General features: G+C 72.2%; 14 protein-coding genes. 8 read left to right on the forward strand and 6 right to left on the reverse strand.

Annotated elements, in window-relative coordinates:
• Positions 1 to 204: 204 nt before the first annotated feature.
• The 3 genes from IE264_RS06985 (at position 205) to IE264_RS06995 (ending at position 9,671) form a co-directional block, all read left to right on the forward strand.
• Complete coding sequence (locus IE264_RS06985; protein ID WP_032755950.1) at positions 205 to 2,340, forward strand: flotillin family protein; 2,136 nt, start codon at positions 205 to 207, stop codon at positions 2,338 to 2,340.
• Between the two features lie 284 nt (positions 2,341 to 2,624).
• A complete protein-coding gene (locus IE264_RS06990; protein WP_032755948.1) occupies positions 2,625 to 7,634 on the forward strand; it encodes a DNA repair ATPase in 5,010 nt (1,669 codons plus the stop codon).
• A 30-nt stretch (positions 7,635 to 7,664) separates the two neighbouring features.
• Positions 7,665 to 9,671: an NAD-binding protein gene (locus IE264_RS06995; protein ID WP_078657418.1), complete on the forward strand. Its 2,007-nt coding sequence runs from the start codon at positions 7,665 to 7,667 to the stop codon at positions 9,669 to 9,671.
• A gap of 16 nt (positions 9,672 to 9,687) precedes the next feature.
• Here the strand turns inward: IE264_RS06995 and trpS are convergent, their stop codons facing one another.
• Positions 9,688 to 10,788, reverse strand: coding sequence for a tryptophan--tRNA ligase (gene trpS, locus IE264_RS07000; RefSeq protein ID WP_032755942.1), 1,101 nt, complete (start codon positions 10,786 to 10,788; stop codon positions 9,688 to 9,690).
• Positions 10,789 to 11,060: 272 nt separating this feature from the next.
• A complete protein-coding gene (locus tag IE264_RS07005) occupies positions 11,061 to 11,201 on the reverse strand; it encodes a DUF6126 family protein (RefSeq protein WP_164711287.1) in 141 nt (46 codons plus the stop codon).
• 173 nt (positions 11,202 to 11,374) lie between these two features.
• Between IE264_RS07005 and IE264_RS07010 the strand changes: the two genes are divergently transcribed.
• The 5 genes from IE264_RS07010 to IE264_RS07030 all read left to right on the forward strand — a co-directional run bounded on the left by IE264_RS07010 (position 11,375) and on the right by IE264_RS07030 (position 17,784).
• The gene (locus IE264_RS07010) at positions 11,375 to 11,809 is read left to right on the forward strand and encodes an alkyl sulfatase C-terminal domain-containing protein (protein ID WP_032755939.1); all 435 of its coding nucleotides are present in this window, start codon (positions 11,375 to 11,377) and stop codon (positions 11,807 to 11,809) included.
• Positions 11,810 to 11,978: 169 nt separating this feature from the next.
• On the forward strand, positions 11,979 to 13,091 hold the full coding sequence (locus tag IE264_RS07015) for an LLM class flavin-dependent oxidoreductase (protein WP_032755937.1): 1,113 nt from the start codon (positions 11,979 to 11,981) through the stop codon (positions 13,089 to 13,091).
• 5 nt (positions 13,092 to 13,096) lie between these two features.
• Positions 13,097 to 13,756, forward strand: coding sequence for an FMN reductase (locus tag IE264_RS07020; RefSeq protein WP_015609721.1), 660 nt, complete (start codon positions 13,097 to 13,099; stop codon positions 13,754 to 13,756).
• Between the two features lie 142 nt (positions 13,757 to 13,898).
• Positions 13,899 to 14,321: a universal stress protein gene (locus IE264_RS07025; RefSeq protein WP_015609722.1), complete on the forward strand. Its 423-nt coding sequence runs from the start codon at positions 13,899 to 13,901 to the stop codon at positions 14,319 to 14,321.
• 94 nt (positions 14,322 to 14,415) lie between these two features.
• Positions 14,416 to 17,784 carry an ATP-binding protein gene (locus tag IE264_RS07030; RefSeq protein WP_032755935.1) on the forward strand — a complete coding sequence of 1,123 codons (3,369 nt, stop codon included), beginning with the start codon at positions 14,416 to 14,418 and terminating at the stop codon, positions 17,782 to 17,784.
• A gap of 65 nt (positions 17,785 to 17,849) precedes the next feature.
• Here IE264_RS07030 and IE264_RS07035 read toward each other — a convergent pair whose 3' ends face one another.
• From IE264_RS07035 to IE264_RS07050, 4 genes are all read right to left on the reverse strand, one after another.
• Positions 17,850 to 18,707, reverse strand: a complete 858-nt coding sequence (locus tag IE264_RS07035; protein ID WP_032755933.1) for an ABC transporter permease — start codon at positions 18,705 to 18,707, stop codon at positions 17,850 to 17,852.
• Positions 18,704 to 19,675, reverse strand: coding sequence for an ATP-binding cassette domain-containing protein (locus IE264_RS07040; RefSeq protein WP_015609725.1), 972 nt, complete (start codon positions 19,673 to 19,675; stop codon positions 18,704 to 18,706). The genes IE264_RS07035 and IE264_RS07040 overlap by 4 nt, the downstream gene beginning before the upstream one ends.
• Before the next feature lie 79 nt (positions 19,676 to 19,754).
• Complete coding sequence (locus IE264_RS07045) at positions 19,755 to 20,414, reverse strand: NADPH-dependent FMN reductase (RefSeq protein WP_229887432.1); 660 nt, start codon at positions 20,412 to 20,414, stop codon at positions 19,755 to 19,757.
• A gap of 110 nt (positions 20,415 to 20,524) precedes the next feature.
• Entirely contained in the window at positions 20,525 to 20,932 is a 408-nt protein-coding gene (locus IE264_RS07050; protein WP_015609727.1) for a hypothetical protein, read from the reverse strand.
• Between the last annotated feature and the right edge of the window lie 80 nt (positions 20,933 to 21,012).

The raw sequence follows: 21,012 nt of genomic DNA on the forward strand, positions 1-21,012 counted from the left end.
GCCCGGTGGGGTGTGTGCCCGAGCCGTGCGTGCCACTGCCAGCCGTGTGGCTGTGTGGCCGTGTGGCCGTGTGGCCGTGTGGTTCTGCCTGGGACTGGGCCTGACCTGTGGCTGTGGCTTGTCTGCCTCGGGGCTGATCACTCCTGCCGCTTCGCGTGCGTCCTCCTTCTTCCTTTCCTTACCCTCCAGCCGCCAAGGACTCTCATGGATGCCATCTCCTTGGGCATCGGCGTACTCATCGCCGTTGTCCTGCTCATCGTCGTCGCCATCGCCTTCGTCATCACCCGGCTGTTCCGCAAGGTCGAGCAGGGCAAGGCGCTGATCATCTCCAAGACCAAGAAGGTCGACGTCACCTTCACCGGTGCCGTCGTCCTGCCCGTGCTCCACAAGGCCGAGACGATGGACATCTCGGTGAAGAAGATCGAGATCCACCGCGCCGGGCGCGAGGGGCTGATCTGCCAGGACAACATCCGCGCCGACATCCAGATCACCTTCTTCGTCCGGGTCAACAAGACCGTCGAGGACGTCATCAAGGTCGCCCAGGCCATCGGTACGGGGCGGGCGAGCGACAAGGTCGCCATCCAGGAGTTCTTCGCCGCGAAGTTCTCCGAAGCCCTCAAGACCGTCGGCAAGCAGCTCGACTTCGTCGACCTCTACACCAAGCGCGAGGAGTTCCGGGACCGGATCATCCAGGTCATCGGGACCGACCTGAACGGCTACCACCTCGACGACGCCGCGATCGACTTCCTTGAGCAGACCCCGATGTCGCAGCTCGACGGCGCCAACATCCTCGACGCCCAGGGCATCCGGAAGATCACCGAACTGACGGCGATCGAGCACGTGCGCACCAACGAGTTCCAGCGCACCGAGCAGAAGGAGATCACCCGCCAGAACGTCGACGCCCGCGAGACCATCCTGGAGCTGGAGCGCCGGCAGGCCGAGGCCGAGATCAAGCAGCGCCGCGAGGTCGAGGTGCTGCGGGCCCGTGAGGAGGCGGCCACCGCCCGGGTGCAGGAGGAGGAGCGGCTCGGTTCGCAGAGCGCGTTCATCAAGACCGAGGAGCAGCTCGGCATCCAGCGCGAGAACCAGGCGCGGGAGATCGCCGTCGCGCAGAAGAACCGTGAGCGCGTCATCGCCGTCGAGAGCGAGCGCATCGAGAAGGACCGGATGCTGGAGGTCATCGGGCGCGAGCGCGAGACCGAGCTGAACCGGATCGCCGCCACCAAGGAGGTCGAGGCCGAGCGCCGCGAGGTCGCCGACGTCATCCGGGAGCGGATCGCGGTCGACCGTACGGTCGCCGAGCAGGAGGAGTCGATCCTGACCCTGCGCGCCGTCGAGGACGCGGAGCGTGCCCGTAAGTCGGTCATCATCGCCGCCGAGGCGGAGGCCCAGGAGAAGCTGGTCAAGGACATCAAGGCGGCCGAGGCTGCGGAGGCGGCCTCCACGCACCTGGCGGCCGAGCAGCTCACGCTCGCCGAGGCGCGGCTCAAGACCGCGGACCTGGACGCGCAGGCCAAGCTGCGGCTCGCGGAGGGCATCCAGGCCGAGACGGCCGCGCCCGGTCTCGCCGCCGTACAGGTCCGGGAGGCCGAGGCGGACGTCACCGAGAAGGCCGGTCTCGCCGAGGCCGAGGCCACGTCGGCGCGGCTGAGGGCCGAGGCCGAGGGGGCGCGGCTCAAGGCGCTCGCCACGGCGGAGGGCACACAGGCCCAGGCGTCCGCGGACGCGGCGGTCATCGGCGAGAAGCTGAAGGCGGAGGCCGCGGGGCTGACGGAGAAGGCGGCCGCGATGGCGGCGCTCGACGACGCGTCGCGCGGGCACGAGGAGTACCGGCTGCGGCTCGACGCCGAGAAGGAGATCCGGCTGGCCGGTCTTGAGGTGCAGCGACAGGTTGCCGAGGCGCAGGCGACGGTTCTCGCGACCGGGCTGGAGAACGCCGACATCGACATCGTCGGCGGGGACTCGGTCTTCTTCGACCGGCTGGTCTCGTCGATCTCGCTCGGCAAGGCGGTGGACGGGTTCGTGGAGAACTCGCAGACCGCGCAGGCGCTGGCGGGGCCGTGGCTGGACGGCTCGTCCTCGTTCACGGACGACCTCAGCCGGGTGCTGGGGTCGGTCTCCACGGGGGATGTGCAGAACCTGACGGTGTCGGCGCTGCTGATGCGGCTGATGGGGTCGTCGGGGGCGGCTTCGGGGCAGGTCGAGCAGTTGCTGGCGGCGGCGAAGGAGCTGGGGCTGGCGGATCTGCCGGTGGGTTCGGGGGGCGGCGGTACGAAGGTGGCTCCTGCGGTTGTGTCTCTGAACGGGGCCGGGGCCCCTCCCAGCCCGTCCGCCGTTTGAGGACGGAACCCTCGGCCGGAGGGGCCGGGCCCTTCTCAGGCCCGGGGGGGGGCGGGCCGTTGTCAGCCCGTCCGGCGTTTGAGGACGGAACCCTCGGCCGGAGGGGCCGGGTCGGCCGAGTGGGGTGCCCCACGGGGGTGGGCGCCTCACGGGCTGGGATCACCTGGGCCTGGCCCGCACGCCGAGGGGCCGCCCACCGCCCCACCGGTTCCGTCCTCAAACGCCGGACGGGCTGGGTGGGTGCCGCAGGCGCTGAACAGACGAACATCTAGGGAGCCGTACGCATGGACCGCGACATCACCGCCACCGCCGCCGCCACCGCGCCCCAGGGCCCGGAGGGCGATGTGGATGCCGGTGCCTATGAGGTGCTGCGGCGGCGGCTCTCCGCGCAGGCCGGGGAGCTCGTGCGGCGGGCCGAGGCGCTCAACGTGCGGCGGACCGAGGAGTTCGGGTCGACCGAGTTGCGGCTGCTCGCCACCGAACAGGTCCGCACCGAGCACGCCTCCGTCCCCCGCGACCTCGTCGCCGTCGGCGGGCAGTTGCTCTTCGGCTTCGAGCGGGGGCCGGGGGCCCGTGGTGAGGCCGGGGTCGACGACGTACTCCTGGTGCGGGATGCCGAGGCCGAGGGGGCCCCTGACGGCACGCCCACCCTCCTCGAGGACGACGGCTTCCGGCGCGAGTTCTCCTCGCTCCACCGCTACTTCCGCGACGCCCGCCTCCTGCGCCTGCGCCGCGTCAACGGCAAGCTGATCGCCGTCTTCCGTACCGGGGAGAACGCCGAGGACATCCGGGTGCTCCGGTGGGCCCTCGGGGCGGACGGGTCGGCGGGGGCGTTCCTCGACGCGCAGGGCGAGCGCGATCATGCCTTCCCGCCCTCCCACGACTTCGAGTGGACCGTCGCGGGGCGTGAGGCCCACGTCCCGGGGCGCCACCCGCACATCGCCATCGGCAAGGGCGGCGGGCTCTTCGTGGACACGCTCGGCGGGACGCTCACCGTCAAGGTCACCGACGACACCGAGTCGCCGGACGGGATCTACGAGGAGCCCGTCGAGGAGCCGCTGCAGTCGCTGGCCGACGCCGACGTCGAGTATGCCGAGGTCGGACCGCTGGTGTTGCTGCGCGTGCGGCCGTACAAGGAGACGGCCTGGCGGCATCTCGTCTTCAACTCGCTGCTCTCCACCGTGCAGCGCCTCGACTCCATCGGTCCCGCCTGCCACCGGCTCCCCGAGGACCAGGGGATCATCTTCCCCGGCGGCTACTACCTCACCACCGGCACCGCGAAGACCTTCGACACCGCCGAGGAGCTGGCCGAGCCGGTCTTCGAGGGCGCGGTGCGCTCGCCCAACGGGGAGGACGTGCTCTATGTCTTCCGCTCCCGTGACGGCGTGCGGAGTCTTCTGCTTCCCTACAACCTGATCCGCCAGGAGGTCGCCACCCCGCTCACCGGACGTGGCCACGCGCTTCTGGACGACGGCACGTTGGTCCTGCTGCGGGACAGCCCGGACGGGCCGGCGCGCGTGCACCCGTTGCAGCGCTGGCAGACGCCGTACGTCTCCGACACCTACGCCGCCTCCCGCCCGGCCGGGACCGGGCCGCTCGCCCGGACCGGCAACGCCGACCTCGTACGCGGGATCTCCGACTGCCTCGCGCTCGCGCACGGCGTACGGGACATGACGCCGACGACCGCCGTGTACGGGCAGCTCGCCGCCGACTGCGGGCGGGCCCAGGACCGGTACCACTGGCTGTCGGATCCCGAACTGGGTTCGCTCGCAGAGCCGTTGGGGGAGCTGCGGGCCACCGCCCAGCAGGTACTGGCCGAGTTCACCGCCGTACAGGAGCTGACCCGGCGCGCGGCCGACGCGCTGGAGGAGACCTCCACCCGCATCACCGCGCTGGTGCGGCGCGTACGCGGGGAGGTGCCGGGGTCGGCCGCCGCGTGGGTGGAGCGGCTGACCGAACTGCGCCAGGCGCACGGGCACTTGGCGACGATCGGCGAGATGCGGTACGCCGATGGCGAGCGGATCGCGGAGCTGTCCGCCCGGACCGAGGACGACATCGCGTCGGCCGCCCAGCGGGCCGTGTCGTTCCTCGCCCGTGAAGATGCCTTCGACGGGTACCACGAGGACATCGCGGGGCTGGTCGCCGACGCGGGTGCGCCGGCGACCGTACGGGACGCCTCGGCCGTGACCGACCGGCTGGCCGTGATGACGGACGGGCTGGCCACCGTCACGGACGTGGTGGCCGGTCTTGAGATCGGTGACGCCACCGTGCGTACGTCGATCCTGGAGCGGATCGCGGAGGTGCTGGGCGGGGCCAACCGCGCCCGCGCCACGCTCGACGCGCGGCGGCGGGAGCTGCTGTCGAAGGAGGGGCGGGCCGAGTTCGCCGCCGAGTTCGCGCTGCTCGGGCAGGCGGTCACGGGGGCGCTGGCCGCCGCCGAATCGCCGGAGGCCTGTGACGACCAACTGGCCCGGCTAATGCTGCAGTTGGAGAACCTGGAGTCGCGGTTCGCGGAGTTCGACGACTTCCTCGCCGAGCTGGCCGGGCGCCGGAGCGAGGTGTACGAGGCTTTCTCGGCCCGTAAGCAGACGCTCCAGGACGAGCGGGCGCGGCGGGCCGAGCGGCTCGCCGGGTCGGCGCAGCGGGTGCTGGAGACCATCGGCCGGCGGCTCGCCGCGCTCGACGACCTCGACGCCGTGCACACCTACTTCGCCTCCGACCCGATGGTCGCCAAGGTCCGCCGGACCGCCGACGAGCTGCGCGAACTGGGCGATCCCGTACGGGCGGAGGAGCTGGACGGGCGGCTGAAGGCGGCCCGCCAGGAGGCCGGGCGGGCCCTGCGCGACCGCAGCGAGCTGTACGCGGACGGCGGGTCGGTCATCAAGCTGGGGCGCCACCGGTTCGCGGTGAACACCCAGCCGTTCGACCTGACGCTGGTGCCGGCCGGTGAGCGCCTTGCCTTCGCGCTGACCGGGACGGACTACCGGGCGCCGGTCACCGACCCGGCCTTCGAGGCGACCCGCCCGTACTGGGAACAGCTGCTCCCCTCGGAGTCGGCGGCCGTCTACCGGGGCGAGCACCTGGCCGCCCGCCTCCTGGCCGAGCAGGGCGCCGAACGTCTCGCCGTCCTGGCCGACAACGAACTCGCCCTGCTCGTGCGGGAGTCGGCGGCCGAGGCGTACGACGAGGGGTACACCCGGGGCGTCCACGACGAGGACGCCACCGCCATCCTGCGCGCCCTGCTGCGCCTGTACGCGGAGGCGGGGCTTCTGCGCCACGAGCCCGCCGCCCGGGCGGCGGCCCAGCTCTTCTGGGCGTACGGCACCGACGAGGCGCTGCGCACGTCCTGGACCCGGCGCGCAGCCTCCCTGGCCCGCGCCCGCGACACCTTCGGGCTCGCCCCGGCCATCGCCGTGCTCCAGGAGGAATGGGCCGCCGCCATCGGCGGGTTCGGGTCCGGTGCGCCGGCCGACGCCGTCGCCGCGTACCTCTTCGAGGAGCTGACCACCGGGCCCGCCGGGTTCGTCGGGGGCGCCTCGATCCGCGCGTTCCTGGACGCCTTCCACCGGGCGGCCGGCCCCGACGCGTACGCGGACGACCTCGCCGCTCTCGGCGGTGACCTGGCCGCCCGCAGGCAGCTCGTGGAGGGCTGGCTCACCCCGTACGCGGAGGCCACCGGCGCCGGCACGGACCCCGGCGACCTGGCGGAGGCCGTCGCGGTGGAGCTCTGCCCGGAGCTGGAGCGGTACGGGTGCGAGGCGCCGCTCACGGAGCGGGTGGAGGGCCTCCTCGGCGACCACCCGCGCGTCGGGAGCGGCGGAACCCTCACCGTACGGATCGATGAACTCCTTGCCCGTACGGGGGAGTTCCGGACGCATGCCGTGCCCGCCTTCCGGGCCTACCAGCGGCTGCGCACCTCCCTGGTGGCCGCGGAGCGCGGGCGGCTGCGGCTGGACGACCACCGGCCGCGCGTGATGTCGGCGTTCGTCCGCAACCGGCTGCTCGACGAGGTGTACCTGCCGCTGATCGGTGACAGCCTCGCCAAGCAGCTCGGCACCGCCGACGCCGACCGGCGTACCGACTCGCAGGGCCTGCTCCTGCTCGTCTCGCCGCCGGGGTACGGCAAGACGACGCTCATGGAGTACGTCGCGGACCGGCTCGGGATGGTCCTCGTCAAGATCAGCGGGCCGAACCTGGGACACGACGTCACCTCGCTCGACCCCGCCCAGGCGCCGAGCGCGACCGCCCGGCAGGAGATCGAGAAAATCAACTTCGCGTTGGAGGCGGGCAACAACACGCTGCTGTACCTGGACGACATCCAGCACACCTCGCCCGAACTCCTGCAGAAGTTCATCCCGTTGTGCGACGCCACCCGCCGTATCGAAGGCGTACGGGACGGCGAGCCGCGCAGCTACGACCTGCGGGGCAAGCGGTTCGCGGTCTGCATGGCGGGCAACCCGTACACGGAGTCCGGCGAGCAGTTCCGGATCCCGGACATGCTGGCCAACCGGGCCGACGTCTGGAACCTCGGCGAGGTGCTCAGCGGCCGGGACGACGTCTTCGCGCTGAGCTTCGTGGAGAACGCGCTGACCGCCAACCCGGTCCTCGCCCCGCTGGCCGCCCGCTCGCGCGACGACCTGGCGCTGCTGGTGCGGCTGGCGGGCGGCAGCGACCCGGCGGCCCACGCCGAGCACCTGGAACACCCCTACTCGGCAGTGGAGCTGGACGCCGTACTGGCCGTGCTGCGGCATCTGCTGACCGCCCGGGACACCGTCCTCGCGGTGAACGCGGCGTACATCGCCTCGGCCGCGCAGACGGACGCGACGCGCACGGAGCCGCCGTTCCGGCTCCAGGGTTCGTACCGCAACATGAACAAGATCGCGGAGCGGATCGTGCCCGTCATGAACGACGCCGAGCTCTCCGCCGTCGTCGACGACCACTACGCGGGCGAGGCCCAGACGCTCACCACGGGCGCCGAGGCCAACCTGCTCAAGCTGGCCGCCCTGCGGGGCACGCTCACCGCCGAACAGGCCGAGCGCTGGGCGGCGATCACCGCCTCCTACGTCCGTACGCAGGCACTCGGCGGCCCGGACGGCGACCCGATGACCCGAGCCGTGGCCGCCCTGGGGCTGCTCGCGGACCGGATCGCGGCGGTCGAGACGGCGATCCAGCGGGCCGCGGACCCCCGTCACCTGCTGGCAGGCCCGGCCGGCGCGGTGAACCAGCCACCGGGGGACCAGAACCGGCCAGGGTTCCCGAACCACCGTGCGAAGATCACAAACATTCCACACTGACCGGGAAGACCGAGCCGGAAGGATCACGGCATGCTGGGTTTCGTGCCCCCACTTCCTCAGCAGCCGGGACGACCGCAGCCAGGGCGTCCGCCGGCCACCGGCCACATGATCGTCTGCGGCGACGACGCGCTGGCACGCAGGCTCGCCGTGGAGCTGCGCTTCGTCTACGGGGAACGGGTCACCCTGCTCCTGCCGCCCGGCCGCGACGCCAACAGCCCCGAGACACCGCTGACCCAACGGGGGCGCGCGGCGGCCCTGTTCGGCCGGATGTCGGCGGCGATGAACCGCACCGCCGCCGCGGGGAACGGCGGCAACGACACCAACGCCGGGGTCGAGGCCGTCCGGATCATGGAGGCGCCAGAGCCCTCCGACGACGTACTGGAGGAGGCGGGCGTCGACCGGGCGGCCGCCCTCGCCCTCGTCTACGACGACGACGAGCGCAACATCCGCGCCGCCCTGACCGCCCGCCGCCTCAACCCCCGTCTGCGGCTGGTGATCCGGCTCTACAACCGCAAGCTCGGGCAGCACCTGGAGGAGCTGCTCGACCAGGCGGCCGCCGTCGCCATGCCCGGCATCGACCCGGCGCTGCTCGACGCCTCCACCACCGTCCTCTCCGACGCCGACACCGCCGCCCCCGCCCTCGCCGCCACCGCTCTCACCGGCAGCAGCAAGATCATCCAGGCGGAGGGGCTGCTCCTGCGCGCGGCCGAACGCCCGCCGCCCCGCCCCGGCGAGACGCTCGACCCGGGGCTGTGCACCCTCGCACTGCTCTCCTCCACCACCAACGACCCGGCGGGGGCCGAAGGTTCGGACAGCAGCGGCGACGAGGGGCCCGAACTCCTGCCCAGCGAGGAGACCGTGGCGGCGGCGGAAGGACGCGGGACCGTCGTCCTGGAGGCGATCAGCCGGGCCGCCCCCGACCGCCCCGCGACCCGGATGGGAGGCCGGGGCGCGCCGCTCTCCCAGGTCTTCTCGCGCCGGCTGCGCTGGTCGGCCCTCGGCGTCGCGGTCGCCGCGCTCTCCCTGGTGGTCGCCTCGCTCCTGACCACCAAGGACACGGCGGTCCACTCCACCTACCTCACCCTGCTCGACCTGCTGGGCATGAACGACCCGGCGGAGGACGCACCGGCGGCCCGGCAGATCATCCAGCTCCTCTCCGGCATCGCCGGGCTGCTCCTGCTCCCGCTGCTGATCGCCGCCGTCCTGGAGGCGTTCGGCACCCTGCGCACCGCTTCCTCGCTGCGCCGCCCGCCGCGCGGTCTGTCGGGGCACGTGGTGCTGCTGGGGCTCGGCAAGATCGGTACGCGCGTCCTCGTACGCCTCCGCGAGCTCGACATCCCCGTGGTCGTCGTGGAGGAGGACCCCGACGCGCGGGGCATCCCGCTGGCCCGCTCCATGCACGTGCCGACCGTCCTGGGTGACGTCACGCAGGAAGGCGTCCTCGAAGCGGCCAAGATCCGCCGCGCCCACGCCCTCCTCGCGCTCACCAGCATCGACACGACGAACCTGGAGGCGACGCTGTACGCCCGGTCGGTGAAGCCGGACCTGAGGGTGGCGCTGCGGCTGTACGACGACGAGTTCGCCACCGCCGTCTACCGCACCCTGCGCACCGCGCACCCCCAGGCCCTGACCCGCTCCCGCTCGGTCTCCCACCTGGCCGCACCCTCCTTCGCGGTCGCCATGATGGGCCGCCAGATCCTCGGGGCGGTCCCGGTCGAGCGGAAGGTCATGCTCTTCGCCGCCCTGGAGGTGGCGGGCCACCCACAGCTGGAGGGCCGCACGGTGCAGCAGGCGTTCCAGGCGAGCTCGTGGCGGGTCCTGGCCATCGACGCGACCCCGCCCGCCGACCGCAACCCCGACCTCGCGGCCCTCCCCCCGTACCCCCTGGACGGCGGTGCGCAGCCGCCCTCCGGCCTGGTCTGGGACCTGCACCCCGGGTACGTGCTGCGCGCCCAGGACCGGGTGGTGATCGCCGCCACCCGGCGGGGGCTGGCGGAACTGCTGCGGCGGCAACGGTCGGTGCTGCCGCGGCAGTAGGGCCGGGTCCGGACCTCTACCGGATCGTGCCCATCGCCTCCCGCACCTCCTCCAGGGTGGCCTCCGCGACCGCGTTCGCCCGCTCGTTGCCCGCGCGCAGGACGGACCGTACGTACGTGAGGTCCGCCGCGTACTCCGCCCGGCGCGCCCGGACGGGGGCCAGGTGGCTGTTGACCGCGTCGGTCACCGTCCGCTTGAGGGCGGCGGCTCCGCCGGCGCCGATCTCCGCCGCGACCTCGTGCGGGTCCCGCTCCAGGCAGAGGGCGGCCAGCAGGACCAGGGAGGAGACGCCGGGGCGGGCGTCGGGGTCGTAGGTGATGTACCGGTCGGCGTCCGTGGTGGCGCCCTTGATGAGGCGGGCGGTCTCGTCGGCGGTGGCGCCGAGCGGCACGGAGTTGGCGCGGCTCTTGCTCATCTTGGTGCCGTCGGTGCCGAGCAGCAGGGGCGCGGCGGACAGCAGGGCGTCCGGTTCCGGGAAGACGTTCCCGTACCGCTCGTTGAAGCGGCGGGCGACCGTCCGGGTGAGTTCGAGGTGGGGCAGCTGGTCCTGGCCGACCGGGACCACGTTGCCCTTGCAGAAGAGGATGTCGGCGGCCTGGTGGACCGGGTAGGTGTACATCAGCCCGCTGACCGCCGACTGCCGGGAGTGCGCGATCTCGTCCTTGACCGTGGGGTTGCGGCCCAGCTCCGCGACGGAGACGAGGCTGAGGAAGGGCAGCAGGAGCTGGTTGAGCGCGGGGACGGCACTGTGGTTGAAGACGGTGGACCGGGCCGGGTCGATACCGAGGGCCAGGTAGTCCAGGAGCAGCCCGTCGGTGTACTCCCCCAGCCGCTCGGCGGTGTCCCGGTCGGTGAGGACCTGGTAGTCGGCGATCAGGACGAAGACGTCCACGCCGAGGTTCTGGAGGCGGACCCGGTTGTTCAGGGTGCCGAAGTAGTGGCCGAGGTGGAGAGGGCCGGTGGGGCGGTCGCCGGTGAGGACCCGGAAGCGGCCGGGGTCCTGGACGAGGTGGCGCTCCAGCTCGGCGCTGCGGAGCTCGGCGAGGGTGGGTGCGGTGGTGATGGCAGTGGCTGCGGTAGTGACGGTGGCTGCGGTGGTGGAGATGGCTGCGGTCATGGGTGGGGTCTCCTCGCGGGTCATGGGTGCGTGGAGGACGGCCCGAGCGGTGGGGGTTCGGTGCCCCGTTCCCGTACATCGCACCTATGAGAAGGCAGCGAAAAGGGCCGTCCATGGTGAACGGCCCTGGGTTCCGTGCAGACAGGTGCTGCGGCCGCTCCTTAAGAGGAGCGCCACCAGTTTCGGCACGGTACGGAGGTCATACGGTCACTGTACCGGCCATGGGCTTGGCGCCGGGTGAATAGAACGGCGAGGGCAGGTGGCCGCGGCCGCTACTTGTGCGCGTGATCGCCCACGTAGAAGAGGATCCAGATGAAGCCCGCGAAGAGGTGCGTCGCGAAGATGTAGACGAAGACGCGCAGGGCGACGCCCCGCGCCTTCCAGCTCTCGCTGTCGCTGTCACTCCCGCTCATGATCCGCTTCTCTCCTCCGCTGCTTCCGCACCCGTCACCCCGGAACCGTGGAGCACCGTGTTTCACGTGAAACCGTGGCCGGGCAGCCCCCACAGCGTACGCCGAGCCTGGACCGCCCCAGAGGGAATGTGGCGAAATGCACCGTTAGGCACCTTCGGCTCTACTGAGCTTTCATGAGCAACCTTCCGTTCGACGACACGACCGACTTCGCGAACGCCGACCGCGGGTTCATCACCGCACTCGAACCGGGAAAGCAGCTGATCGACTCGCTCGCCGTACGGGTCGACGGGCCGCGCGCCTGGGACAGGGAGCTGGTGATCGACCTCGTCGTGACCGGACCGGCCCAGTCCCGGCACCGGCTCACGCTGCACAACGGGGCCCTCACCCACCGCAGCGCCGACCGGACGGACCAGGTGGACGGAGTGGACCGGGGCGGCTCCCGGGCGCCGGCGGGGCTGACCCTCACCCTCACCAAACCGCAGCTGCTCTCCGTCCTGGCGGGCGGTGGACTCGACGGGATCGAGCAGAGCGGTGACGCGTCCCTGCTCGGCGACCTCTTCGCGGTGCTCGCGGAGCCGGACAAATCATTCCCGATTGTGACGCCGTAATGGTGAATCCCCTGGTCAGGGAGGTGGCCGAGGCGGGGGAATAGGTCGCGGGGGCGTCCCGTTGTAGGGTGTAGTTCAACGTTCAACCAATTCCTCGCAAGGCCGGCCCTCAAGGGCCGCCTCGCCAGGGCCACACCGACCACGCGGACCATCACAGGAGGCGGGCGCCATGCAGTTCGGGATCTTCACCGTCGGGGACGTCACCACCGACCCGACCACCGGCCGGACGCCGACCGAGAACGAGCGGATCAAGGCGACCCTGGCCATCGCGCAGAAGGCCGAAGAGGTCGGCCTGGACGTCTTCGCGACCGGCGAGCACCACAACCCGCCGTTCGTCCCGTCCTCCCCGACGACGACGCTCGGCTACATCGCCGCCCGCACCGAGAACCTGATCCTGTCCACGTCCACCACCCTGATCACCACCAACGACCCGGTGAAGATCGCCGAGGACTACGCCACCCTCCAGCACCTCGCGGACGGCCGCGTCGACCTGATGATGGGCCGGGGCAACACCGGACCGGTCTACCCCTGGTTCGGCAAGGACATCCGCCAGGGCATCCCGATGGCCATCGAGAACTACGCCCTGCTGCACAAGCTGTGGCGCGAGGACGTCGTGGACTGGGAGGGCAAGTTCCGTACCCCGCTGCAGTCCTTCACCGCGACCCCGCGCCCGCTGGACGGCGTCCCGCCGTTCGTCTGGCACGGCTCCATCCGCTCGCCGGAGATCGCCGAACAGGCCGCCTATTACGGTGACGGGTTCTTCCACAACAACATCTTCTGGCCGATGGAGCACACCAAGAAAATGGTCTCCCTCTACCGGCGCCGCTACGCCCACTACGGTCACGGCACCGCCGAACAGGCCATCGTGGGGCTCGGCGGCCAGGTGTTCATGCGCAAGAACTCGCAGGACGCGGTACGGGAGTTCCGCCCGTACTTCGACAACGCGCCGGTCTACGGCCACGGCCCGTCCCTGGAGGAGTTCACCCGCGAGACCCCGCTGACCGTCGGCTCCCCGCAGGAGGTCATCGAGCGGACGCTGACGTTCCGGGACGCGGTGGGCGACTACCAGCGGCAGCTGTTCCTGATGGACCACGCGGGGCTCCCGCTGAAGACGGTCCTGGAGCAGCTCGACATCCTCGGCGAGGAGGTCGTGCCCGTCCTGCGCAAGGAGTTCGCCAACCTGCGGCCGGCCGGTGTGCCGGATTCCGCGCCCGTCCACCCGGCGGTCGCCGCCGTCCGCACCGCCCGTACCGCCCTCACGACGGACAAGAAGGAGGTCTGACCGCGATGTTCGCCACCACACCGCTGCGCATCGTCGCCGTCTCGGCCGGGCTGAGCCAGCCGTCCTCCACCCGGCTGCTGGCCGACCGGCTGGCCGCCGCCACCCGCGAGCGCCTCGCCGCCGAGCAGGACCGGAACGTCGAGGTCCAGGTCGTCGAACTCCGTGACCTCGCCGTGGACATCGCCCACCACCTGCTCAGCGGCTTCCCCTCGGCCACGCTGCGGGAGGCGATCGACGCGGTGACGGAGGCGGACGGGCTGATCGCCGTGACACCCGTGTTCACCGCCTCGTACAGCGGTCTGTTCAAGTCGTTCTTCGACCTGATCGACAACACCGCGCTGACCGGCAAGCCCGTCGTGATCGCCGCGACGGGCGGCACGGCCCGGCACTCGCTCGTCCTGGAGCACGCGCTGCGGCCGCTCTTCGCCTACCTGCGGGCCGTCACCGTGCCCACCTCCGTCTACGCGGCGTCGGAGGACTGGGGCTCCTCGGGCGACGAGTACACCGAGGGCCTGCCGTCCCGGATCCGCCGCGCGGGCGGCGAGCTGGCCTCCGCGGTCCTTGGCCGCACGGTCTCCGGCGCCTCGCGGGCACCGGGACTGGACGACGGGGAGGACGCGGTCGTCCCCTTCGAGCAGCAGCTCGCGGACCTGCGGCTGGACTGAGCCGACGGGACGGAGAACGGACGATACGGCCGGACCGGCCCGGACCGGCCGTATTGCCCGTTTTGGATGATCCGATGTGATTACAGTGAAAGTGGATGCGGCAACGCATCCTGTTCCGAGCCGCACCGAGCTGGAGGCAGATATGGGCAGGATCGTCGTGGGTGTGGACGGGTCCGATCCCTCGATCAAGGCACTGCACTGGGCCGTACGCCAGGCCGAGCTGACCGGTGACTCGGTGGAGGCCGTGAACAGCTGGGAGTACCCCGCGACCAGCTGGGCGTCGATGATGCCGGGCCTGCCGGAGGACTTCGACCCGCAGGCGCTGGCCACCGTCTCCCTGAACGAGGCGCTGGAGGAGGCCCTCGGTGCGGCGGGAGCGGCCGCGATCAGCAAGATCGTGGTCATCGGCAACCCCGCCCAGGCCCTGCTGGACCGGGCCAAGGGCGCCAGCCTGCTCGTCGTGGGCGCCCGCGGCCGCAGCGGCCTCAAGGCGACGCTGCTCGGCTCGGTCAGCCTCCACGTCACGCAGCACGCTCCGTGCCCGGTGACGGTGGTGCGCGACTGAGGGGTTTCCCTCGGCCGCATCGAGGCCCGCGCCCGCACCGGGGGTTTCTCCGCCGGAGGGAGCCGTTGTCAGTGGTGCCTCCTATCGTGTGGTCATGACCCCTGCTCTGTTCGGGCGTGACCATCCCGCAGGCGTCCTGCGCTCGGAGATCGTCCGGGCCACGGACAGCCACGGCGGTCTCGTGCTGGTCACGGGCGAGGCCGGGATCGGCAAGACCACCCTCGTCACCGACGCCGCGCACGAGGCGCGGCGGCGCGGGGCGCTGGTGGTCGGCGGTTCCTGCTGGGACTCCGACAGCACCCCCGGTTACTGGCCCTGGGTGCAGGTGCTGCGCGGCCTGCGCCGCTCCGCCACCGCGGCGGAGTGGGCGGCGGCCCAGGAGGCGGCGGACGGGCGGCTCGGCATCCTCCTCGGCGACCCGGCGAACGACGGCAAGGCCGCCGGACCGAGTACGGGAGAGGCGGACGGGGACAACGCGTCCGGGGCCTCGGCGGACGGCGCCGAGGCCTTCGGGCTGTACGACGCGGTGACCACGGCCCTCGTCACCGTCTCCCAGAGCCGCCCGCTGGTGGTGGTCCTGGACGACCTCCACAGCGCCGACCCGGCCTCGCTCCGCCTGCTCGAATTCGCCGCCCAGCACGCCTGGTTCGAGCGGCTGCTGCTCATCGGCACCTACCGGGACGTCGAGGTGGAGGCCCCCGGCCACCCCCTCCAGCAGCTGATCCTGCCCCTCGTCTCACGCGCCTCGGCCACCCTCACGCTGACCGGTCTGGGCCGCGACGAGGTGGGGGCGCTGATGGCCGTGACGACGGGCCGCGAGCCCGCGCCGCAGCTGGTCGACGAGGTCCACCGGCGCACCGGCGGCAACCCGTTCTTCGTCGAGCAGACGGCCCGGCTCTGGCACAGCGGAAGCCCCGTCTCCACCATTCCGCCCGGGGTCCGGGAGGCGGTCCGGCAGCGGTTGAGCCTGCTGCCGGACGCGGTCGTCTCGCTGCTGACCGCCGCCGCCGTGCTCGGCCGGGAGTTCCGCCGGCAGGTCCTGGCCGTGGTGCACGGTTCCCCGGTCCCCCAGGTGGAGCGGCTGCTGGAGTCGGCGATCGTCGCCCGGGTCGTCGTCCCGCGCCCCTCCGGGAGTTACGCCTTCGCCCACGACCTGCTGCGCGAGACGCTGTACGCCTCCCTCGGTGACGCGGACACCCGCCGCCGTCACGCCGCCGCCGTACGGGCGCTGGACGCGCACGGCGGCCTCGGCGACGCGGTGCGGCCCGGGGACCTCGCCCGCCACGCCCACCTCGCCGGGGAGGAGCTGGAGCGCGACCGCCGGATCGACCTGCTGCTCACCGCCGCCCGGGACGCCTCGGGGCGCCTGGCCGACGAAGAGGCCATCGGCCACTACCGCCGGGCCCTCGCGCTGGCGTCGGGGGAGGCGGGCTCGGAGGTCGCCGGGATGCCGGACGGGACGGGTGAGGTGGCTGCCGGTATGCCGGGCGGGCCGAACGGGGCGTCGCCCGGGCGGGTGGCGGTGCCCGACCACCGCCGGGCCGCGCTCATCTGCCTCGACCTCGGCGAACAGCTGCGGCACTCCGGGGAGACCGCCGAGGGGGACCGGCTGCTTGACCGGGCGGTCGACCTGGCACGGGAGCTGGACGATCCCGAGCTGCTGGCCCGGGTGGCGATCACCCTGTACCGCCGGGGCACTCTGGGCGGCGGCGGGGCGTTCATGGTGACATTCCTGGGGGAGGCCCACCGCAAGGTCACCGGCAAGGACGGGCAGGACAGCCTCTCCGCCGACCGGCTCGCGCAGGAGCTGGCCATCCACATCATGGCCCTGGCCCGCAGCGGCTCGGACGACGAGGCCCTCGCCTTCTCCCTCTGGGCGCGCCACGACTCCGTGTGGGGTCTCGGCTCGGCGGTGGAGCGGCTCGGGCTGACCGACGAGATGGCCGTCGTCGGCCGGCGCACCCAGAACCTGGACATGGAGCTGCACGCCACCTCCATGCGGTGGGTGGCCCTGCTGGAGCTCGGCGACCCGGCCTTCATCGACCAGTACCGCACGTTCATCCGGGCCGCCGAGCGCTCGGAGCTGCCCCGGTTCGCGCTGGCCGTCGCCGTCGACGGCAGCCTGATCGCCTCCCTCCAGGGCCGGTTCACCGAGGCGGCCGACGCGCTCAACGGTGAGGCCCTCGGCATGGAGGGCGAGGACCACGAGGCGTTCGGCTTCATGGGGTGCCATCTGCACTGGTCCCTGCACCTGCTCCGGGGGCGCTTCGCGGAGGCCGAGAAGGTCCTGGCCGCGCTGCCGGGCGCCCGGTATCCCTACCCCGGGCTGCTGGAGGCGCTCACCGCGGTCGAGCAGGGCGACGCGGCCCCGGCACTCCGCCTGATCGCGGAGCAGTCGGACCGCCCGGCCCCCTATCCGCGGGCGTTCATGCCGCTCTGGCTCCGGCTGCTGGCCCAGACGGCCGCGACCACCGGCGACCGGCGCCTGATCACTCTCGCCGAGGACGAGCTCACCCCCTACACGGGCCAGTGGGTCGTCTCGCTGTACGGGTGCGACATCGGCGGCCCCGTCGACCTCTGGCTCGGGATGCTCGCCGCCGCCCGCGACGACCGGGACACGGCGGTGGCCACGCTCACCGAGGCCGCAGCCTCCGCGGACCGCCTCCGCGCCCGCCCCTGGGCCGTACGCACCCGGCTGCACCTGGCCCGCTCGCTCCTCGCCCGCGCGGAGCCGGGCGACACCGGCCGGGCCCGCGGTCTACTCACCGAAGTGGAGCGGGAGGCTGCCGAGTTGGGCCTGCACCACCTGGCCTCCGCAGCGACCGCCCTCCGCACACCCCCGTCGGCCTCCGACCACGGAACCACCATCGGCTCCCCCGCTCCCGCCCCTGTTCCCGTCGCCGCCCCCACCCCGGCAGCCGCCGAGTTCCGCCGCGACGGGGCCGTATGGCAGTTGCGCTGGGACGGGCGGACCGTCCACGTCCCGGACACCAAGGGCCTGCGGGACCTGCACACCCTGCTGGGGCTCCCCGGTGCCGACGTACCGGCAGTGCAACTGCTCGCCCCCGAGGGTGGGAGCGTCGTGATCGCCGCCGGGCAGCTGGGCGGCGATCCGGTGCTCGACGAGGAGGCCAAGCGCCGGTACAAGGACCATCTGGACCGGCTGGACGCCGAGATAGACCGCGCGGCGGCACGGGGCGACACCCAGCAGGTCGAGGCGTACGACCGGGAGCGGCAGGCCCTCCTCGACCAGCTGCGCACCGCGGCGGGGCTGGGCGGCCGGAGCCGCCGCCTGGACGACCGGACCGAGCGGGCCCGCAAGACGGTCACCGCCCGCATCCGCGACACCCTGCGCAAGCTGGACTCCCTGCACCCCGAACTGGCGGCGCACCTGCGGGAGTCCGTGACCACGGGCACCACCTGCGCCTACCGCCCCGGCCACGCCCCCGACTGGCAGCTGTGACCCGGCGCCGATGCGGCACCGGGTCACGATCAGGGAGTCACAGCCGGTAGGTCACTTCCGTTTCGTCACTTCCGGTTGTAGAGCCGCATCGTCACGGCGCCGAAGACCACCATGATCAATCCGGCCCACCCCAGCGACCAGGCGAGGGCGGACGCGGGCCAGTTGCCCGCCATCAGCTCGCGTACCGCCGTGGCCAGGTGGGTGATCGGGCTGTTGTTCACAAAGGCCTGCAGCCAGCCCGGCATCGTCTTCGGGTCGACGAAGACGTTGCTGAGGAAGGTGAGCGGGAAGATCACCATCATGCTGACGCCCATCACGGACTTCTCCGTGCGCAGCAGCAGCCCGAACATGGTCCAGATCCACGAGAACGCGAACGCGAAGACCAGCAGCAGGGCCACCCCCGCCAGCACCCCGAGCACTCCGCCGTCCGGCCGGAACCCGATGATCATGCCGACGGTGAGCATCACCGCCGAGGCCAGGACATAGCGCAGGACGTCGCCGAGGAGATAGCCGACCATCGGTGCGGGCCGCCAGATCGGCAGCGTACGGAACCGGTCGAAGACGCCCTTGGTGATGTCGGTGTTGACCGAGACACCCGTGTACATCGTGATCATCACGACGCTCATGACCAGGATGCCGGGCAGCAGGAACTGGATGTACTCCTGCGTGGAGCCGGCCAGCGCCCCTCCGAAGAGGTACGTGTACATCAGGACCAGCATGATCGGGAAGGCCGTCACATCGAAGAGCTGTTCCGGCACATGCTTGATCTTCAGCATGGCGCGCCAGCCGAAGGTGAGCGAGGCCGACAGCGCGCTGGGCCTCGGCGGCCGCTCCAGGCCGACCAGGAGGGCCGAGAGGCGCTCCGCGTCCGGCGCGGCGAGCTCGACGCCCTCGAGCTCCGTCTTGGTGGTCGCGGTGCTCATGCCGCCACTCCCTTCTTGTCCGTGAGGGCGAGGAAGACCTCGTCGAGGCTGGGCTGTCCCAGCGAGAAGTTGTCGACCGTGATGCCGGACCGGGCCAGCTCGGCCAGGGCCCGGGCAGCCTGTTCCGCCGCGCCCCGGTCGGATCCGTGCGCGTCGATCCGGGCGGTCAGCGCCACCGGGTCCGCGTCCAGCTGGACCGTGGCGTCCAGCGCGAGGGAGAGCACCCGCTCGGCCTCGGGCCGCTGGGCGGCATCGCGCAGCCGCAGGTGAACGGTCCCGGAACCGACGGAGGCCTTGAGCTCGCCCTTGGTGCCCTCGGCGATCACCCGGCCGTGGTCGATCACGGCGATCCGGGAGGCCAGCTGGTCGGCCTCGTCCAGATACTGCGTGGTCAGCAGGACCGTGGTGCCGTGCCCGACGACCGCGCGCACGATGTCCCAGACCTGGTTGCGGCTGCGCGGGTCGAGCCCGGTGGTCGGCTCGTCCAGGAAGAGCAGGTCGGGGGTGTTGAGGATGGAGGCGGCGATGTCGATGCGGCGCCGCATGCCTCCCGAGTAGTTCTTCACCTGCTTGCCCGCCGCCTCGGTCAGCCCGAACCCTTCGAGCAGCTGGGCCGCCCGGTCGCGGGCCGCCGGCTTGGAGTGCCCGAGGAGCCGAGCGAGCAGGATGAGGTTCTCGCTGCCGGTCAGGTCCTCGTCCACCGAGGCGTACTGCCCGGTGAGACTGACCCGGCTGCGGACGGCGTCGGCTTCCTTCACCACGTCCTTGCCGAACACCCGGGCGGATCCGGCGTCCGGGCGCAGCAGCGTCGCGAGCATCCGTACGGTGGTGGTCTTCCCGGCGCCGTTGGGTCCGAGGACCCCGTAGACGGTGCCGGTCGGGACAGCGAGGTCGACGCCGTCCACCGCGCGGTTCTCACCGAAGACCTTCACCAGCCCCGTGGTCTCGATGGCCAGTTCAGTACTCATGAATCCATTCCTTGTACGTCGTCGTCGATGTTCGGGGGGGCGGGTGCAGATCAGGGTGCGGAGCGCGCGGGGGCGGGTGTCAGGAGACGTAGGGGCGGACCGCCCGCGCCTCGCGCAGGGCCCAGCCCCACCATCCGAGCTGGTCGAGCATCAGCCGCACCGCCCGGTCCCGCGCGCAGGCCCCGGCGCGGTCCTCCAGCGGCGTGTGCAGGAAGTCGAGGGCGACCCCGTTGCGCAGGGTCACCGTGTGCAGCTCCGTGAAGACCGAGCGCAGCTGTTCCACCGCGTACAGCCCGGAGGAGCCGTGGCCGTAGCTCACGAAGCCGACCGGTTTGGTCTGCCATTCGTCGTACGCGAAGTCGATGGCCTGCTTGAGGGAGGCCGGGAAGGAGCGGTTGTACTCCGGGGTGACCACGACGAAGGCCTCGGCCTTCCCGATCGCCCCGGCGAACTCCGTCATCTGCTCCGTCGCCCGCTCCGGGTAGTGCACGGGGAAGTCGAACTCCGCGAGGTCCAGCACGACGAGGTCGAGCTCGCCCCGTACCCGAGCCCGCTCCACGAACCAGCGGCCGACCGCGTCGCCGATCCGCCCTTCGCGCGTGCTGCCGATGATCACCGCGACCCGCAGCGGGTCCCCGCCGTCACCGCTGCCACCGGCCTGCCCGGTCTCCCTGGCTTCTCCGGTCTCGTCGGCCTCTCCGATATCGCCGGTCTCGCCGGTCTCCGCGTCGTCCGTCATCGTTCGCTCCTCCTCCCGCTCCCTCTCCGGCTTCCTCACCCTTAGGGCGCCAGACGGCGGGGCGCGGCCGCCAGATGCAATCTGGCGGCCGCGAGCAGAAGAAGCCTCGGTCAGCGCTCCCGCGAGTAGAAGAAGTAGAACGTGGTCAGGAAGACACCCACGCCGACCACCAGCCCCAGCACGGTCGACCGCACCACGCCGGTATCCGTCAGGCTCACCAGGAAGCCGATCGCGCAGGCGGTCAGGGCGCCGTACGCCACCGCCCGCAGCCCGTGCGGCAGTGACCGCTGGATCCGGCCCAGCGCGAAGCAGAGAGCCGCCAGCGCCGCACCGGAGACGAGGCCCAGGACGACCTGCCCGCCGGTGCTGGGGCCGCCGTCCCGGCGGATGAACGCGGCGTAGAACCCGTAGATGATGCCGAGCGCCAGAGGCAGCGCCACGGCGAGCGGAGTGAGACTGCGGGGCCGTGCGTGCGCGCGGGCCCCCTTCCGGCCGGGCATGGCTGCGTGTGTGACCATCGCGGACAGCTCCTTCCGTCGCCCCGTCGCGCGCCCCCGTTCCTCCAGAGCACACCCGCCCACGCGGCCCGGCAACTCGA

This window comes from Streptomyces microflavus (genome assembly GCF_014650075.1).
Taxonomy (GTDB): Bacteria; Actinomycetota; Actinomycetes; order Streptomycetales; family Streptomycetaceae; genus Streptomyces; species Streptomyces microflavus.

What these genes read in the sequence shown, in the direction of transcription:
- IE264_RS07040 (WP_015609725.1), bottom strand. Translation starts at nt 19,675, where the DNA reads ATGAGTACTGAACTGGCCATCGAGACCACGGGGCTGGTGAAGGTCTTC.
- IE264_RS07045 (WP_229887432.1), bottom strand. Translation starts at nt 20,414, where the DNA reads ATGACGGACGACGCGGAGACCGGCGAGACCGGCGATATCGGAGAGGCC.
- IE264_RS07010 (WP_032755939.1), top strand. Translation starts at nt 11,375, where the DNA reads ATGAGCAACCTTCCGTTCGACGACACGACCGACTTCGCGAACGCCGAC.
- IE264_RS06990 (WP_032755948.1), top strand. Translation starts at nt 2,625, where the DNA reads ATGGACCGCGACATCACCGCCACCGCCGCCGCCACCGCGCCCCAGGGC.
- IE264_RS07025 (WP_015609722.1), top strand. Translation starts at nt 13,899, where the DNA reads ATGGGCAGGATCGTCGTGGGTGTGGACGGGTCCGATCCCTCGATCAAG.
- IE264_RS07015 (WP_032755937.1), top strand. Translation starts at nt 11,979, where the DNA reads ATGCAGTTCGGGATCTTCACCGTCGGGGACGTCACCACCGACCCGACC.
- IE264_RS07020 (WP_015609721.1), top strand. Translation starts at nt 13,097, where the DNA reads ATGTTCGCCACCACACCGCTGCGCATCGTCGCCGTCTCGGCCGGGCTG.
- IE264_RS07005 (WP_164711287.1), bottom strand. Translation starts at nt 11,201, where the DNA reads ATGAGCGGGAGTGACAGCGACAGCGAGAGCTGGAAGGCGCGGGGCGTC.
- IE264_RS06995 (WP_078657418.1), top strand. Translation starts at nt 7,665, where the DNA reads ATGCTGGGTTTCGTGCCCCCACTTCCTCAGCAGCCGGGACGACCGCAG.
- IE264_RS06985 (WP_032755950.1), top strand. Translation starts at nt 205, where the DNA reads ATGGATGCCATCTCCTTGGGCATCGGCGTACTCATCGCCGTTGTCCTG.
- IE264_RS07050 (WP_015609727.1), bottom strand. Translation starts at nt 20,932, where the DNA reads ATGGTCACACACGCAGCCATGCCCGGCCGGAAGGGGGCCCGCGCGCAC.
- trpS (WP_032755942.1), bottom strand. Translation starts at nt 10,788, where the DNA reads ATGACCGCAGCCATCTCCACCACCGCAGCCACCGTCACTACCGCAGCC.
- IE264_RS07035 (WP_032755933.1), bottom strand. Translation starts at nt 18,707, where the DNA reads ATGAGCACCGCGACCACCAAGACGGAGCTCGAGGGCGTCGAGCTCGCC.
- IE264_RS07030 (WP_032755935.1), top strand. Translation starts at nt 14,416, where the DNA reads ATGACCCCTGCTCTGTTCGGGCGTGACCATCCCGCAGGCGTCCTGCGC.